Origin of the sequence: Dolichospermum sp. UHCC 0352, from assembly GCF_009711925.1 — a bacterium.
In the GTDB taxonomy this organism is placed as follows: Bacteria; Cyanobacteriota; Cyanobacteriia; order Cyanobacteriales; family Nostocaceae; genus Dolichospermum; species Dolichospermum lemmermannii.
The window spans coordinates 1-17,704 of record NZ_VIKY01000293.1; the positions used below are offsets into that span (position 1 = coordinate 1).

Sequence of the window (17,704 nt, forward strand, 5' to 3'; positions counted from 1 at the left end):
TAGTAAAGTAATGCTAAACCATTTAAACTGCGAGCAACATCGGGATGATCATTACCTAACTGGCGTTTTCTGATATCTAAAGATTGCAAATAAAGAGGTTCAGCATCATTATAACGTCCTTGAGAATAGTAAAGTAATGCTAAACCATTTAAACTGCGAGCAACATCGGGATGATCATTACCTAACTGGCGTTTTCTGATATCTAAAGATTGCAAATAAAGAGGTTCAGCATCATTATAACGTCCTTGAGAATAGTAAAGTAATGCTAAACCATTTAAACTGCGAGCAACATCGGGATGATCATTACCTAACTGGCGTTTTCTGATATCTAAAGATTGCAAATAAAGAGGTTCAGCATCATTATAACGTCCTTGAGAATAGTAAAGTAATGCTAAACCATTTAAACTGCGAGCAACATCGGGATGATCATTACTTGCACACCAAGCAATCATCTTTTTGAGATGTGGTTCAATTAAATTAAATGTTTCCAGATTGGTTGATTGATCAATATCACTAGCAATAATAGCAAATACATGACAAAATGCTTGTTTAATTTGGCTGTAGTTAGAATGTTGTTTTAGGTGTTGACTAAAATAGTCGTGAATAAGTAAATTTAAATTATAAATATTTTCTTCAACAGTCATCACCAGATGCAGTTCTCTTAAAGATTTTAACCAACGGTCTTTTAAATCATCATGATTAAGTGCTTCACCTTGCAACTGTTTATAAATTTCAATAACAAAATCCCAATGAACAGGAGAAGCTGCAAAAGCACCAAACACACAAGCGAGATATTTAGCTTCTGGTCCTAATTCTTCCCAACTTAAATCAAATGCAACTTGTAAACCTCTTTTTGCTTTTATTCCTCCCCGTACTCGTTTTGGTGACAGAGAAGGATGTTTAACTTTCTCTTGCAACTTACCACGCATTGCTAACAGTGATAAATCCTGATAGTCTTCATCATCTAAATAATATGCTACTAATTCTAAAGCTAAAGGCAAATATCCCAACTCATAACAAAGTAGTTTAGCCTGTTCTGGTTCTGTATCAATTCTTTCTTGTCCAATAATTGCAGCTAATAAATCTACTGCTGCTGCTTCTGACAAAACTTGTAATTCTAACTTTTCCGCAATGCGTTTATCTGGTGTTTCCCGCGAAGTCATCAATACTCGCAGGGAAACTAAATCCTTTGGTGGTAAATAGGATTTGATATCTTTATTTAAACTAGATATATCATCAAAAATCAATAATACATTTTCTGTTTGTCCTTTCCATGCTTGCCAACAAGCCGTTACCATTTGTTGAGTTGATAAATTTGCTGGTAAATCTGCTTTAAATCTCCATTTAGTCAAAGTGATAATTTTCGCAGCCATATTTTGTTTATCTTCGACATTAATATAATAGACTCCACCAGTAAAGAATGATGTATATTCTGGTAGATTTGCATATTCTCGCACCAGTGCAGTTTTCCCAACTCCACTCATACCAAAAACAACACAAACGTTTTTACCACTTTGCAATAATTCATGGAGTTCTTTTAATTTCTCTTCGCGTCCAAACAGTCCACCTTCACGGGGTTGGGGAGGTGTGAACGGGTTTACTTGTAGTTGAGATGGTAAAGATATTGCTTGATTCAGATATTTTTGAGCTAGTGCTAATTCCCTTTCCCTATCTGCTGATTTTCCTGATTGCACTCGTTCAGCATACAAATTACCTAGCTGGCTATAGAGAGTTTCTAGTTTGCTACTATTTTCTCCCCATTGGTTAATCGCTTCTGCTAAAGATGTTTCTAATTGTTCTGGTGAAAAAATCGAACTTGCTTGATTATCTAGAATTACCTCAGAATTGCGATTGATTAATAACTCACCTGTAACTAAAGACGGTTCAGGCTGAAAATGAAATACACCATTACGCCAACTCCAGAAATCAGGTGCTTGCTTGGCAATTTGAGCATAAATGCGTGATGGTATCCATAAAATAATCGGCATTTTTAGTTCTCGCAATGCTTCTCGCGTCCATTGCAAATAACCAAAAAACTTTTTCAACAATTCATCTTGATTGAATGATCCTAATTTTTCTGCACCTAATACTGTGGCTATGGCATTTTCTTTTAATGTAACTTGTTGTGTGATGGCTTGCTTTAAACTAGGTTCTTGACTATCAAGATAAACTCGATAAATATTGTCAGTATATGCTAATTCCTTTTCATAATTAGCTATAATATTTTCGCGCTGACGATCTGCATCACACACAGCAATGAAAATCTGTAACATCCCAATGCCAGCTTCAATTGAAACTAACAAACTTATATAAGTCTGTTCATTTGCGTTGATAATGGATTTATTAGTTAAGGTGTTCATTAAATTAATTCTTCTAACTTTAACTGTTGAATTACAAGAGGATGAAGATCATACCAACTCTCAGCATTTTTATATTCAATCACATAAACATTGTGGAGCAAATCAAGAAATTCTTGCTGTTTAGGATCATCAGGGCGATAATTCGTATATGTTTGTTGTAAAATCTCCCGGTCAGTTTTGCTCAAAGTAATTGTCATATCATTTCGCAAAATATCAAGTGCTTGCTGCAAAATTGTCGCATCAATTTGCACATCATCAATCGGTTCTAGCTTTCTGGCTTTTTTTCTTAACTCTACTAATACTAAACTACAACATTTTTGAGCAATGCGAACCAATTCCCGAATGACACCACCACTAGATAAAGCAATCTCCAGCAAAATATCATCTGCTAATAAAGTGCTATCAATTCGTTTTCGCAAAATCTCCTGTAATTTAGCTATTGTTGCAGTTACAGGTTGAGCTTCGTTCTTATGACTTTCACCTTTAGGATAAACTTTTAAAACTGGCATCACAAAAATCGGATTACTCGTTTCATCTTCGATATGTTTTTTTAAAACACCATCACGAATTGTGGCAATAGGAATTGTATAAATAACAAAGAAATTAGGTTGTAATAGTGCTTTAATATTTTTGAGAAATATACTTTCAATGGCTGCTAAATCTAGTTTATCTAAATCATCAATAATTACCACAATATCTTTTTTACAAGCTGAAGAAACTTCTGTAGCAATCAGATGGAGATTATCTATTAAATCTCGAAAATCACGTTTAAATTTAGTTTCTATAACTTCGCGGATACTTGCTTCAGCCTTTAACTTGTTTTTCAGAAAACTCCAAAAACCAAGACCTACTTCTACTTCAGCCCCAATTTTACTTTCTTCAATTTCTGTCCGTTCTTGAAACCAATTAAAAAATCTTTGTTTTTTGTTAGCATCAATCTCAATTTTTTGCTCCTCCGCTTTATCCATAATTTGGACAGCAATAGCAAAAAGAATATTAATATGATTGATAGCTGTAGCTTCAATTAAATCAGATATAGAAAAGAAAATTGTCAGATAATTATCGTCAAATTCTCTGGCAAATTCTGCCAACAATGTAGACTTACCACAACCGCGATGTCCTGCAAAAATTAGTTTATTGGTATAATCATTGCAATCCAAAACTCTCTGTTCTAATTCTGCAATGAAATCATCACCATAAGGAACTCGAAAATCTGCGGTTTCTTCTGTTGTTACCAAAGGTTGTAATTGCAGATTACGAAATGCTTTTTGAAACGCATCAATCCGATCAGTTGCCATTGTTTATGCTCCTTATATGTTGACAGTTTTTATGTTATGTCAGTTATATCAATTTTATCTATCTAAAATCAATAGGAGTGTGTAATAGATAATTCTTATTCCACAAATCGGATAATACTGCTAATACCCTCACATTAATGCTAAAATTCACTATATTACGCAGTTGGGCTTTACCACTGTCTTTAGTCTTCAGTTTCCAGTCTATCATGATGGTAGTGTAATCCGAATCATAATGAAGAGGTATTCCTTACCCCAAAAGCGATAAAATCACGGAAAATTGATTTTCATAAAATATATCTGCAAGTAAAACCGACGGATAACTATGTTAGAACAAGGCAATATCAGTATTCATACCGATAATATTTTCCCGATTATCAAGAAGTCTCTCTACTCAGATCATCAAATCTTCTTGCGGGAACTGGTATCCAACGCAGTAGACGCTATCCAAAAGTTAAACATGGTATCCCGTGCTGGGGAATACAATGGGGAAATTGGCGAACCAGAAATTACCATTAGCATTGATAAAGACAACAAAATCCTCTCCATTACTGATAATGGCATTGGAATGACAGCAGACGAAGTCAAAAAATATATTAACCAAGTTGCTTTCTCTAGTGCTGAAGAATTTATTCACAAGTATGAAGGTAAGGCAGATCAACCTATTATCGGTCATTTCGGTTTAGGTTTCTACTCTTCCTTCATGGTAGCGAAGCAAGTAGAGATTGATACTCTCTCCTATCAAGAAGGCGCACAAGCTGTGCGTTGGACTTGTGATGGTTCACCTAAATTTGTCTTAGATGAATCTCCTCGCACCACTCGTGGAACTACAATTATTCTCACATTAGAAGGGGAAGAAGAGGAGTTTCTCGAACCAGCACGAATTAGGAATCTTGTCAAGACCTACTGCGATTTCATGTCAGTTCCCATTAAGATGGATGGGGAAGTTTTAAACAAACAAAAAGCTGCATGGCGTGAATCTCCCAGTAATCTTAAAGAGGAAGATTATTTAGAGTTTTACCGCTATTTGTATCCTTTCCAAGAAGAACCCTTGCTGTGGGTGCATTTGAATACAGATTATCCCTTTGTGATTAACGGGATTTTGTATTTCCCGAAAATGCGTCCTGATGTAGATGTTACCAAAGGACAAATTAAATTATTCTGCAATCAGGTGTTTGTCAGTGACAACTGTGAGGAAATTATTCCCCAGTTTTTAATGCCCATGCGGGGCGTGATTGATAGCACTGATATACCTTTGAACGTTTCTCGGAGTGCATTACAAGGCGATCGCACTATTAAGAGAATAGGAGATTATATCGCCAAAAAAGTCGGCGATAGACTCAAAGAATTATACCGCGATAACCGCGAACAATACGTAACAGCCTGGAAAGACTTGGGAACATTCGTGAAATTTGGCGTTCTCAACGATGATAAATTCAAAAAACAAGTTGAAGACATCATCATCTTCCGCAGTACAGCCAAATTAGAAGCCCCTGTAGCCGACACCGCAGCCGTTGAAGTTCAATCTACCGATGGTGATGTTTGGCAAGATGTTACCCCAGCAAACGCGACTAGCATCCCCTACACCACCCTGAAAGAATACTTAGAACGGAACAAAGAACGTCACGAAAACAAGGTATTCTACAGCACCGATGCAGCTACTCAATCCACATACATAGAACTGCACAAAAATCAAGGTTTAGAAGTCCTCTTTATGGACTCCTTCATTGATACCCACTTCATTAACTTCCTAGAACAAGAATATCGGGATGTTAAATTTACACGGGTAGACTCTGACCTCGATAATACCCTCCTCGATGACAAAACCAGCGAAATTGTTGACCCCACCACCAACAAGACCAAAGGAGAAGTCATTAAAGAACTATTTGAGAAAGCCCTCAACAAGCCAAAACTCAACATCCGCACCGAGTCCTTAAAATCAGATGACCCACAGGGAACACCACCAGCAATGGTATTATTACCCGAATTTCTCCGGCGGATGCGAGAAATGAGTGCTATGATGCAGCAACAAAACGCTGAATTTCCCGAAGAACATATTTTACTAGTAAATACTGCTCACCCGTTAATTCAAAACTTGGTTAATCTCAGTCAAGGCAGTATTATTCAAGGTGATGGTGAATCCCCATCCAGTCAATTAGTTAATATGATGTGTCAGCACGTTTATGATTTGGCACTTATATCGCAAAAAGGCTTTGATGCAGATGGGATGAAATCCTTTGTCGAACGTTCTAATGACGTACTCACCAAGCTAACAGAACAAGCCAGCAAATAGAAATTACTCTCGATTATTTCAATGTAGAGACGTTTCATGAAACGTCTCTACTACATATTTTGCTCATTACCTTTTTCAATGATTTCCAGTCATCTAGCCTGGTTTGCAGATATAATAGGAAGGTTGTCTTTAAATAACACTCTAGGAGATACTTATTATGTCCCGTCGTTGTCAACTAACTGGTAAAAAAGCCAATAACGCTTGTTCCGTTTCCCACTCCAACCGTCACACCAACCGTCTACAACACGTTAATCTGCAAAACAAGCGGGTTTGGTGGGCTGCTGGTAACCGTTGGGTGAAATTGAAACTTTCCACCAAAGCTATCAAAACCTTAGAATTCAAAGGTTTAGACGCAATGGCAAAAGAAGCAGGAATCAACCTCAACCATTACTAAATAGCAGGGAATAGGGAACAGGGAACAGGAAACAGGGGAAGGAAAAGTTTTTTGATTATACTTCTTTTCTTTCTTCTTTCTAACTCCTGACTCCTGACTCCTGACTCCTTTCATTAAACACTTTTTAACTTAATTACACCCCGATCAAAAACGCGATTATTAGTACCAATAGCACTCACTTCCATTCTATCTGCATACACATCATAGGCCGCAAAACTCAAATCACTGGTTGAATATTCTGTCCATTGAGAACGGCCAACCGGACGATTACCGGCACCAGCGCCACAGATTAAATAGGTAGTTCCATTAATAGCGCGAGTTCGTTCATAATTATGTTCATGACCATTGATATAAAGCTGAACATTGTATTTTTTAAACAAAGGAGTAAAGGTTTTAATAAAACTTTTATTATTCCCATAATGACCAGATGAATAAATAGGATGATGACCAAAAACAACTTTCCAAGGGGCTTTACTCAGACTTAATTCTTGATCTAACCAAATTAATTGATTTTTCCAATCAGCATTACCATTAGTGTCTAAAGCAAAAAACTGAACTTTATTTTGACTAAATGTGTAATAACGTCCCTGCATATTAAAACCAGGATATTTAACTTGGGGAACACCATTATCAGTGCGAATATCATGATTACCTAAACAAGCATGAAACTTGACACCATTTTTTAGTAAAGCTTGATAGGGACGTTCAAAAACTTCATTTATTTTCTCAATTTCCCCATTATTATAGATATTATCACCAGCTAAAATCACCAAATTATAAGGATTTTGCTGATGATAAAAATTCATAGCATTAGCTACAGCATATTGTCCTTTTGTGCCAGTTCCCGTATCAGCAACGGAGACAAAACGCAATAATAAATCTTTTTTGACTGGTTTAGCGGCTATTGCTGATTCTATGAGAGAATTTGTATTTAATAATTTCCCACCCAAAAATCCAGATCCTATGGTGCTGATTCCACTTAAAAACAAAAATTGACGGCGGTTAATATTCATAATTCATTAAATGTCACAATAATTGATTATAGTCAAAATATGTTTTCTCTGTTTTTGATTTACTAATTTGGGTAAAAGTTCCATGTCAGGAGAAAAACGTAGAAAATCAAGAAATGAACCCGCAGCTATACTTTATCAAAAAAATCAACCAATTTGGAAAACGACAATTATCCAAGTTTTGCGGGGAACAATTGGTGTTTTAGAAACTACAGTAGTGAAACTGGAGACAGAAACACCCGCTGATACTCAGAAAAAAACTAATTTTTTATCGCGTTGGGATGGATTTTTAAGGACATTCCGCTTATTTTTACCATCAAATATATCTAACAATGTATCAGATACGGTGCTGACAGGAATTTTTGCTGTAATTTTTGTGGTGACAATAGGGATAAGTACATTTACATTTATTCCTAAATCTGCTGAAGTTGCAACTGTTCCCCCAGTAGAGGAAGTTATCCCCCCAAAATCAGTTATAGAACCGGAAGTAATACCAACCCCAGTTGTCGAACCGGAAGTAATACCAACTCCAGTTGTCGAACCGGAAGCAATACCAACTCCAGTTATAGAACCGGAAGCAATACCAACTCCAGTTATAGAAACTGAACCAACTCCAATTCCAGTTGTTGAATTAACACCTGAACAAGCTTTACTAGCAGCAATTGAAAATCAGTTTTCAGAAATTAGCGTTTCTGTTAAGAATACCAAAGACAAAAATATTATTTCTCAACTCATAAAACCTCTTCAAGCTAATTTCCGTACTAGTGATTTAACTGTGAAAATTAGTGATATTTGGTATAACCTGGAAAAATCCCAACAGGATAAACTAGCTGCGGAAATATTACAACGTTCTCAAGAACTGAATTTTATCCATTTAGAAGTTGTTGATTTTCAAGAGAAAATAATTGCCCGGAGTCCAGTGGTGGGTAATGAAATGATAATTTTTAACCGCTGAAATTTGATAGATGTTTGTTTTATTAAGAAATGTTAATATCACAAAACATTTCATCTTGATTTCATACTGCCATGAAAAGCTATAATTACAGTTAAACACATAACTGGGTGAAAGTATTTGCAATAGTTAGGTTTGATGACTTTTACTATTAAATCTTCATATTCTCAAAGAAAAACAAGTTATGAAAAGCAAAAATTTAATTTATGGTTTGATTGGGTTAGTAAGTAGTAGTGCTGTGAGTGGATTATTACTCGTCAGTAACACACAAGCACAAAGTCCCAATTCTGAACACAGTTCTCATCATTCATCTAAACAAGCTAATCCCCCCAAAAAAGGGATGATGATGCAAACAGATCAGCATTTTATCGAAATGATGATTCCACACCATCAGCAAGCAGTAGAAATGGCTGATATCGCATTCACTCGCGCACAACATCCAGAAATTAAGAACCTCGCGGTTGCTATTAAAAAAGATCAAACCAGCGAAATTGAACAACTGCGAACCTGGTATAAGAAATGGTACGGTAAAGAAGTACCTGTAATGGCTATGACTGATCAAGGAATGATGGCAAATCATGGAAATATGGGACAACAGATGAACCCAGACATGATGAAAATGCCGATGAATTGCAAAATGCAGTGCATGAATATGGATTTAGAAACATTAAAAAATGCACCAGATTTTGACCAAGAATTTATCCGTCAAATGATTCCTCATCATCGGATGGCTGTACAAATGTCGCAGATGATTGCTAAAAAAACTACCAAACCACAAATCCGTAATTTAGCCAAGTCTATCATTAAAAGTCAAACAGCGGAAATTAGGCAGATGGAACAATGGTATCAAAATTGGTATAAGTCCCAGCCTCTGTAAAACATTGTGAAAACCGGACTCGAAAATTTTAGGGTGTTTTCGACTCGATAATTGAGGTAAATTTGATAAAGTTTCATATCTGATTCACCCTAATAATTAGTATTATTAAATATACCTTTTATATATGCGGTTATTATTAGTTGAAGATGAACATGATTTAGGAACTAGTATTCATCATGCTCTTACCCAGCGTGATTATATAGTAGATTGGGTTGAAGATGGACAAACGGCTTGGGATTATCTGAATACAGTACCACAAAGGTATGAAATTGCAATTTTAGATTGGATGTTACCCAAGTTATCAGGATTGGAATTATGTCAAAGATTAAGAGGGCAAAAAAATCAATTACCAATTATGCTATTAACAGCTAGAGATAGCATGAATGATCGGGTTACGGGTTTAGATGCGGGTGCTGATGATTATCTTGTTAAACCTTTTGGGATGGCAGAATTATTGGCACGGGTAAGGGCATTACAAAGAAGATTACCAAATTTCCAACCACCGCAATTACAAATAGGTTCATTAATGTTAGATTATAGTAATTTTTCAGTTGTGAATTTAGGATTAGAACCTTCTTTACCAATTATCCTTACAGCCAAAGAATTTCAACTACTAGAATATTTAATGCAGCATCCTCAACAAATCCTAACTCATGAACAAATTCGCGCTAGATTGTGGGATTTTGAAAGTGATACAGTGAGTAATGTTGTGGCTGCACAAGTGAGATTACTAAGACGCAAATTATTAGAATGTGGTTTTCCTAAAGCTATTGAAACTATGCGAGGTTTTGGTTATCGTTTTTGTGGATAATGGATGGTGTGTTACCAGGGTTGAGATCCCCGACTTCTGACATTAATTGATAATTTATTAACAAGATAAAAAAAGAAGTCGGGGATCTTATATTTACAAAATATCAAATTAGATGAATAATAATTCAATCTTTAATAATTCTCGGTTAAAATTAGCCTTTACCTATGCTGGTGTGATGGGTGCAACTTTATTAATATGTGGTTATGTTGCTCATATTGTGATGATTCAAGCTTTTACTCGCACTGTTGATCGAGAGTTAGAAGTTTTTGGCAAGGTATTTGAGGATAAATTAAAGACAGAGTTAAAAGTTCCTGGAGAATTATCTATTACAACTCAGAAATCTTTGCCAGGAATTTGTTTTAAACAAAAATCTTGTTTACCAATTAAATCAGAATCAGAGTTACTGGGTTTATTATCAGAAGGATATTATCTCCGGTTTTTAACACTATCAGGAGAAGTAATTGCAGCTATTGGTAATAATCCCGATGAGTTTCCTCCTAATCTACAAATTCATCATTCTTACGATATTCAAAATCGCAATGGTGAACTATATCATTTACATTTAATGCCCTTAAAAATCAAAGGGAATCAATTGTGGGGATACTTACAAGTAGGGCGATCTATACAACGATTAAATGACTATATGAATAGTCTACATTGGTTATTAGGATTGGGTGTTCCCTTTTCTATGATCTTAATTGGTGGTGCTGGTTGGTGGTTAGCAGGTTTAGCTATGCGACCAATTGAAAAATCCTATCAACAATTACAAAAATTTACGGCTGACGCAGCCCATGAATTAAGAACTCCGATTACATCTTTACAAACAATTGTCGAAACAAATTCAATTAATCAAGAAACTCAAAAAGCTTTGGAGAGACAAATCAAAAGATTAGTAACTTTAACCCAGGATTTGTTATTATTGTCTAGGGTAGAAAGTGGTTTACAAGAAGCAAAATGGCAGGAAATTTGTTTAAATGATTTAGTGGCAGATGTGGAAGAAGAATTAATGCCAGTAGCCATGAATGCCCAAGTTTTATTATCTAGTAATATTCCGATTGAATCTTATTTCTATATTCAAGGTAATGAAGGTCAAATTTATCGAATGTTGTTGAATTTAGTTAGTAATGCTATTAAATACACTCCTGAATCTGGGGAAGTAAAAATTAATCTGACAACTAATGATCATCAAGGTTTAATTACTATCAAAGATACAGGTATTGGTATTCCTACTTCAGATATTCCCCACATTTTTAATCGCTTTTATCGAGTTCATGCAGATCGTTCTCGTCATACAGGAGGATCTGGATTAGGTTTAGCGATCGCTTTAGCAATTGTCCAAAATCACAAAGGCAAATTAGAAGTACAAAGTGATGTAAATAATGGCAGTACATTTACTGTAATTTTGCCACTCTTTTCCAAAGTAAACAGCTAATTTCAACTAACATAGATGTAATCATGGCAATAGCAGCGGCCATTGCGCCATTCATACCTTTGTTAATAGCAAAAGTGGAAATTATTAATAAAGTTCCTGTTCCCAACCATGTAGATAGATTCACATGACCTGTCCGATTTTCACTGACTAAAAACCCCTGAATTGCATTCTGTAAGGCCACAAATAATGGCACAATTGCACAAATCAAAAGTACAGGTTTAATACTTTTAGCTAAGGTAAGATCATTGCCGATAAAACTTTGGACAATGCGATCGCCGATAGGTGTTACACTCATTAATAATAGTAGGCTGGAACAAGCAGCACCCACACTCATAGCAAAAGTCAGTAATTGCTTATCGCTCACTTGATGACGATATTTAATCACCATTTGCTGTACCATCCGGGTAGAATTGGCAATTACCAGAACTAATCCCCAAGCCGCAGACCAAGCAGCAATAGCAATTGTCGAATCTTCAGCGCGGGCAAGAATGCTAATTAATATCGCCCTTCCGCCCCAAACCACCATCATCGAATTAGCTAGGGGGAGATAGAATTTCCATACCTGTGCTAAATTGCGGGGTAAATTAGGTTGTTCTATTTGTGGTGGTAAAATTGCCCCACTGCGACGGGCAAAAATTGTCACAACGATAGCCTCGACTATCACCCCGCCCATAAGTCCCAAGCCAGCAATTACGCCCCCAGATAGTTGGTAGAAAAACCCGAATGTGAGGATTACGGCTAAAGTCAATAACCTGCAAATACTAGCTTTAGCCACAGCACCGGACTGACCATGATAAATTAATAGTCCTTGAAAATAACGCCGCCAAGCGATCGCAAATGGCCAACCTCCCATTAGTAATAATACTTGACTAACTGTAGCTAACATTGCCGAGGGAATACCCAACAGACTCACACCGACAAAATTAAATATGATCGGTAGTCCCAACAAACTTAATAAAAAAGTTAATCCTCCACCTACCAATAATGTAAATCGCCACAATGCCTTGCGTGAATCTTGAGAACCCGCTAAAGCATTAGCAGCGTGCAAAATCATAATAATTGGACTTTCAAAAAATATCGCCAAAGATTTAGCAATACCTACAGCCGCTAAGTTAATTTGAGCATCAGGAAGATGAGCCAATGTAGTAGTCATCATCGGATCACCACAGGCCATAGTTACATCACTGAGGGATAAAGGCAAAAATTCCCGCCATAAAGTCCCTAAACTAACTGATTGAGATTCTTGTAATTTCACTCTTGACTCCTACCAACAATATCCAATGGTACAGGTAGAAGATTAGTAATTGCTGCGGTGAGATGGGAATGTTGAAGGATGTTGATATTTTGTGCTGTTAACCAATCGGCATTGTAAACTGTTTCCAAATAGCGATCGCCCCGGTCAGGATTAAGTAGTAACATAGTTTGGGGTTTAGTAAATCTTCGGGCATCTGCTAAAGCAGCAGCCACAATTGCACCAGTGGAAGCACCTAAAAGCATACCTTCCTGTTTAGCCAAACCATGACAAACAGAAAACGCCAAACCATCATCCACGCTATAAGCCGCGTCTAACATTTGCGGGTCAAAATTGGGGGGAACGAAAGATAAACCCAGTCCAGTCATCTTATAGGGGTGTCTGGGAGTCCCAAAAATTGCCGATCCTGCCACATCTACACCGATAATTCTTGTTTGGGGATAATACCGTTTAAAATAGCGACTGATACCGCCTAACTGTCCGGCTGTACTGACTCCAATCACTATAGCATCCGGCGCACCGCCAAAAGCAGCTTCAATTTCCCGCGCTGTCCAAATTGCATGGGCATCAGTATTACTAGGATTTTTATGTTGACAGGGATACCAAGCACCAGCAATATTTGCAGCTAATTCCTGGGCTTTTGCCATTCTTGCTACCTGCATTGAACCCTGACTATCAGCCTCACTCAAAGGCACTTCTACCAATTCTGCACCATAAGCAGTAAGCATTCTTCGCATTGTTACAGGGGTTTTGGCATCAATCACAATCATCACCCTGTATCCCTTAGTTGCGCCTACAATTGCTAACCCAATCCCAAAGTTACCAGAACTAGATTCAACAATTGTCCCACCTGAGCGCAATAAACCTTGTTTTTCGGCTTCATTCACCAGATAAGCCGCATTTTTTTCCTTAATACTCCCACCAGGATTACAAGATTCTAGTTTGAGATATAAATGATGATCTTCACAACTTGGGTGAATTCGATTTAATCGGACAATGGGAACTTTACCTAATGCTTCTGTCACCGTGGCAAATAGCGGTGATGCTGGTAAGCTAGTTTTCAGGGTTAGTTCTGGGGAGCAAGTAACCATCATTAATAACCAAATACTGTTCATCTCTAAGGATGCCAACCTTAGATGAAATAGAGATGAAATCAGACACGCCAGGGAATAACGAACCACAGAGGCACAGAGGTCACGGAGAAATGAGGGTTATCTCGTTCCCAGTCTCTGGCTGGGAATGTGGGCTAGAAGGCTCTGCCTTCAATAAGATTAGAGACAGAGCCTCATCAACTGCATTCCTAGTCAGAGTCTAGGAACGAGATATGGTAAAGATTTGAGCTTAAATTGACACCAATGAACATTGCTAAACTCTTACAGATACAGCAGTTTCCGCTCTTATGAGGTACAAAGTTGAATCATGAAACTCTTGTAGTGCGGGCATCTTGCCCGCTAGATATGTACCTCATAACACCGGGAAGTGCTGTAAGTTTAATTTTCTAATGTAGAAATATAAGCTTTAACTAACAAATCAATTCCGGTAATTGCCCCACCCACAACCACAGCATTAGCCCCCAAATCTAAGGCTTTTCTCGCCATTTCTGGTGAAGAAACACCTCCTTCACAAATCACAAAAGTATCAAGATTTTCGATGATTTGGGTGAGTAATTCCCAACCAGGAGGAGAGAAATTTTTAGTTTGGGCAGTATAGCCAAATAGAGTAGTTCCCACAAGATCTGCACCTGCATTCACAGCTAATTGTGCAGCTTCATAGGTATCTACATCTGCCATAACTGGCTGATTTAATTGCTGATGAATCAAATTAATAATATCTGCTAACTTTTCATCACCAGGACGATTTCTAGTAGTAGCATCTATGGCAATAATATCAGCACCTGCTTCAGCTACGGCCACAGCATGATGAAACTGTGGTGTAATATAAACATCAGAACCTGTGATTATTTGTTTCCAAAGTCCGATAATGGGAACTTGGACTTTTTTCCGCACCGCTTCGATATGAATAGGTGTGTCAATTCTCACTGCTACAGCCCCATTATTCACTGCTGCTTGTGCCATTGCGGAAATTACATAAGGATCATGTAATGGGGAGTTTACAGGCGCTTGACAGGAAACGATTAATCCTTTTGGTAAATTAGTCATGTTTGATATTGTCTAAAAGTTGTAATAAAATACTGTCAGTAATGCTTTATTTCTTGAATAATGCTGAGTAATTCAGTTGGACTATAAATAGGCAAACTAGCAGTTTTAAAATCCTTGCTATTTCGAGTTACAAAACCATCAACACCCGCATAAATGCCTGAATGATATAAAACAGCATCCTCAAAATCAGGAAAATCTGAATTTATCGCCGCTTTCAATATCACATCATTAACCTCCGATATCGCAAATAAATTAAGCAATTGATTAATAGAAACCTTGGCTGACTGCTTTCCTATTGATTTAGTTAACAAATAATCAATCGTAGTTATCGTTGTCGCACAAAGATAACCTTGAATAATTTGCTGCTCAACAGCATTAAATAAATTAATAGAGAAGCTAACGAAAGGCTCACGCTCTAGCAAAATATCAAGAACAATATTGGTATCAAATACAATTTTCAAAGATACTTCTCCTCTAAATGTTTTTTATAGTCTGCTACATCAACATGATAACCTTTCAATATACCAACTAGCGATCGCGTAATTGGCAAAATTTCATCATTGCTAGTTTGGTGTAACAATTCTCTCTGTTCAACTAATAAATCATGGGTGGCTCGTCTGCTTTGCTCTTCTAATAATATTTTTTCCACAGCTTTCTGTATTAATAGCTGCATATCAGGCATTTCCAAAAGTTGTTTTCCCAATTCATCAGGTAACTCAATTTTAACTTGCATAAAATCCTCCATTAAAACGGCGGTTTAATTCCTAATTCTTCACAGAATAATGTAATTATAGCATCTGTGACCTGACTTTCTTGTTCAATGGCTTCTTTAGGTTCTGGGGGGTATTCTGTATAGTTAAAGTTTACCGATTGTTGATCTAGACTGTGCGATCGCATTCTTTTAATGGCGCGACTCAGAAAGAATTAGTCTTCACCAAAGTACAAATATGCTGGCATAGTGGTATGTCAATTGTATTGTCGTACATGAACATAAGCTCTAAACCTACTATTTAAATTTTATTTCATTGTAAATACCTATTTTGTGTATTATTTATATAATAATCTCATCCTCTCTTGTATATGCCAGTAGAAGCTAAAGTTTATCGAGTTATCATTGCTAGTCCCAGAGATGTTGAAAAAGAAGAAAAAATCATCAGAGAGCAAAGTTATAAATGGAATGCTGCCAATACTACGGGTATGAAAATAATTTTAATAGTTATTGGAGCTAATGATGTTTTTGATACTGAACTGGGAGAAATTATTAAATCCTCTAGCGTTCAAGGTCAATTTCTCAAACAAATTTACAAAGGTAAACAGGATGAGCTAGATGTAGATATTGAAACTGCTCTTCAAGAATACATTGGTAATCGCAACTTAGACCCTGATAAAAAACGTGGGAAAGCTTGGCGTTATCCCATTGGCACTACAATCACGCTTGGTTCTTATGAAAAACGCTATTTCCTAACTGCCTACGGATAGATGAGAAATAATTTAACAGTCAAGTCAAATTCTGATTATATTTCAACTTCGCTAGATAACCTCTGGCAAGAAGTTCGTCTGAAATCCCACGGGACAGATGTAGTAATACCAATTATAGGTTCTGATCTGGCTCGTAGTGGTTTTTCTCGAATGCAGCTATCTAAGCTGATAATAACTTCATTCGTAGTGGCATCAAAAAGAGAATTTATTACCAGAAAACTGACGTTAATGATTTATCCAAAAGATTTAGATTCTATAGATTTTTATGAACTTGAGGACTTTATTAAGTCAATTTGCTTTTGAGCTTTATATGTCCGAGATGCTTGTTCATTAAATTAATATCTATATAAATTATTCCCCCAACCAAAGGGGGAATACTAATGTGAAAGCAGAAGTTTAATTTCTTTGCATAAATTCCCGCAATTCATCAAGACTATTGACAGTTAAAATGCTCCTTTGGATGTTTTTTAACCGTTCTAAATCAGCAACCTGTGATATTTTGGGCATAAATTGTAAACCTTCTTGACTAAATTTTATCTCTAAACTTAGTTCAATAGATGACAGTATAGCTTGTCTTTCACCCCGTTTTTCACCTTCTCTGAAAATCTGTTGATACCAAGGAGACTCTTGTAATATTGCCATATCCCACCTCATAATTTGTTGAACTAAGGCGCTATCTAATACGAAGGTAGCAAAAAAAGCCATAACTGTTTCCAACTGGCTTAATTTTTCATCAGCACGAAGCATTTGCAATGCTTGTCTAACTGTTGATTCTTCTCCACCACCTTTGAGAATTGGTACAAAGGGAAGCAGCGAGGGAATAGGTTGACTCAAAGCTATTTTTACATCAACTTCCCAAAGATTTATCACATGATAGTCTTGTCGCGCTTGTAAGCCAGCAAACTCTGATTCATAGCGTTTGGGAATTTCTGTTTCACTTTCTTTGAGAATGTTAATTAATACAGGGTATGTGGGAAGATCATATTTTTCCTCTGCTAATGCCGCATAAGCCCGCATTCTTTTGGGCATTTCTGGCTTATACCGTAATTGTAACTCATTGAGAACAAGGAATTCGCCGTACTGGGGACTGGTGGCTTTGACTAATACATCACTTTCTCTGCTTATCCATTGAAATTCGGAATTAAGAATTTCTCCGGTGGTAATGTCGGGGATTTGTGTCACCCATTTTACCCAATTTTCGGGACTGAGGCTGATTAATTTTTTAGTGCTGATATCGGCTTTTTTGACCATCAGGGATTACTATAAATTACTGAGTATGGTTTTAAATTTATCAGATAAATTTGCAAGCTGTTATCAATGTTAAACTAATATTTACTGATGAATTTATTGCCTTATTTAAAAATAACGTAAAAAAGCCCAAGTTTTAAAT

Annotated in this window: 16 protein-coding genes and 1 pseudogene; 7 read left to right on the forward strand and 10 right to left on the reverse strand. The window is 36.7% G+C overall.

From position 1 onward, the window contains the following. Positions 1-2,360: tetratricopeptide repeat protein (locus FJR06_RS21340; protein ID WP_254434466.1), on the reverse strand; the 2,360-nt coding region annotated here is incomplete at its 3' end. Continuing rightward, positions 2,360-3,658 carry a P-loop NTPase fold protein gene (locus FJR06_RS21345; RefSeq protein WP_168652229.1) on the reverse strand — a complete coding sequence of 433 codons (1,299 nt, stop codon included), beginning with the start codon at positions 3,656-3,658 and terminating at the stop codon, positions 2,360-2,362. The genes FJR06_RS21345 and FJR06_RS21340, both read right to left, overlap by 1 nt. Before the next feature lie 322 nt (positions 3,659-3,980). Here FJR06_RS21345 and htpG point away from each other — a divergent pair, with 322 nt between their 5' ends. Together htpG and rpmB are read left to right on the forward strand one after the other, a co-directional pair. After that, positions 3,981-5,948 carry a molecular chaperone HtpG gene (htpG, locus tag FJR06_RS21350; RefSeq protein ID WP_168652230.1) on the forward strand — a complete coding sequence of 656 codons (1,968 nt, stop codon included), beginning with the start codon at positions 3,981-3,983 and terminating at the stop codon, positions 5,946-5,948. A 157-nt stretch (positions 5,949-6,105) separates the two neighbouring features. Continuing rightward, positions 6,106-6,342 (forward strand): 50S ribosomal protein L28, encoded by a 237-nt coding sequence (gene rpmB / locus FJR06_RS21355; RefSeq protein ID WP_015080243.1) that lies wholly within the window; start codon positions 6,106-6,108, stop codon positions 6,340-6,342. Positions 6,343-6,455: 113 nt separating this feature from the next. Here the strand turns inward: rpmB and FJR06_RS21360 are convergent, their stop codons facing one another. Then, positions 6,456-7,355 carry a metallophosphoesterase gene (locus FJR06_RS21360; protein ID WP_015080244.1) on the reverse strand — a complete coding sequence of 300 codons (900 nt, stop codon included), beginning with the start codon at positions 7,353-7,355 and terminating at the stop codon, positions 6,456-6,458. 82 nt (positions 7,356-7,437) lie between these two features. Between FJR06_RS21360 and FJR06_RS21365 the strand changes: the two genes are divergently transcribed. The 4 genes from FJR06_RS21365 (at position 7,438) to rppB (ending at position 11,424) form a co-directional block, all read left to right on the forward strand. Then, complete coding sequence (locus FJR06_RS21365; protein ID WP_015080245.1) at positions 7,438-8,307, forward strand: hypothetical protein; 870 nt, start codon at positions 7,438-7,440, stop codon at positions 8,305-8,307. A gap of 181 nt (positions 8,308-8,488) precedes the next feature. Beyond that, positions 8,489-9,181 (forward strand): DUF305 domain-containing protein, encoded by a 693-nt coding sequence (locus FJR06_RS21370; RefSeq protein WP_015080246.1) that lies wholly within the window; start codon positions 8,489-8,491, stop codon positions 9,179-9,181. A 124-nt stretch (positions 9,182-9,305) separates the two neighbouring features. Further along, positions 9,306-9,992 (forward strand): two-component system response regulator RppA, encoded by a 687-nt coding sequence (gene rppA / locus FJR06_RS21375; RefSeq protein ID WP_015080247.1) that lies wholly within the window; start codon positions 9,306-9,308, stop codon positions 9,990-9,992. A gap of 112 nt (positions 9,993-10,104) precedes the next feature. Then, positions 10,105-11,424: a two-component system sensor histidine kinase RppB gene (gene rppB / locus FJR06_RS21380; RefSeq protein WP_015080248.1), complete on the forward strand. Its 1,320-nt coding sequence runs from the start codon at positions 10,105-10,107 to the stop codon at positions 11,422-11,424. Here rppB and FJR06_RS21385 read toward each other — a convergent pair. The 6 genes from FJR06_RS21385 to FJR06_RS24560 form a co-directional block, all read right to left on the reverse strand. Beyond that, positions 11,384-12,679, reverse strand: coding sequence for a hypothetical protein (locus tag FJR06_RS21385; protein WP_015080249.1), 1,296 nt, complete (start codon positions 12,677-12,679; stop codon positions 11,384-11,386). The genes rppB and FJR06_RS21385 overlap by 41 nt on opposite strands. Further along, positions 12,676-13,791 (reverse strand): cysteine synthase family protein, encoded by a 1,116-nt coding sequence (locus tag FJR06_RS21390; protein ID WP_015080250.1) that lies wholly within the window; start codon positions 13,789-13,791, stop codon positions 12,676-12,678. Before FJR06_RS21390 ends, FJR06_RS21385 begins: the two co-directional genes overlap by 4 nt. 375 nt (positions 13,792-14,166) lie before the next feature. Continuing rightward, entirely contained in the window at positions 14,167-14,835 is a 669-nt protein-coding gene (locus FJR06_RS21395) for an N-acetylmannosamine-6-phosphate 2-epimerase (RefSeq protein ID WP_015080251.1), read from the reverse strand. Positions 14,836-14,870: 35 nt separating this feature from the next. Beyond that, the gene (locus tag FJR06_RS21400; RefSeq protein ID WP_168632093.1) at positions 14,871-15,296 is read right to left on the reverse strand and encodes a PIN domain-containing protein; all 426 of its coding nucleotides are present in this window, start codon (positions 15,294-15,296) and stop codon (positions 14,871-14,873) included. Then, complete coding sequence (locus FJR06_RS21405; protein ID WP_015080252.1) at positions 15,293-15,568, reverse strand: hypothetical protein; 276 nt, start codon at positions 15,566-15,568, stop codon at positions 15,293-15,295. Before FJR06_RS21405 ends, FJR06_RS21400 begins: the two co-directional genes overlap by 4 nt. Before the next feature lie 11 nt (positions 15,569-15,579). Then, positions 15,580-15,732: a hypothetical protein gene (locus FJR06_RS24560; RefSeq protein WP_235081816.1), complete on the reverse strand. Its 153-nt coding sequence runs from the start codon at positions 15,730-15,732 to the stop codon at positions 15,580-15,582. A gap of 300 nt (positions 15,733-16,032) precedes the next feature. On the opposite strand from FJR06_RS24560, the pseudogene FJR06_RS24565 reads away from it, so the two are divergent. Next, positions 16,033-16,617: pseudogene (locus FJR06_RS24565) on the forward strand (macro domain-containing protein). Between the two features lie 93 nt (positions 16,618-16,710). Here the strand turns inward: FJR06_RS24565 and FJR06_RS21420 are convergent. Beyond that, positions 16,711-17,565, reverse strand: a complete 855-nt coding sequence (locus tag FJR06_RS21420) for an Rpn family recombination-promoting nuclease/putative transposase (RefSeq protein ID WP_168652231.1) — start codon at positions 17,563-17,565, stop codon at positions 16,711-16,713. Positions 17,566-17,704: the final 139 nt, after the last annotated feature.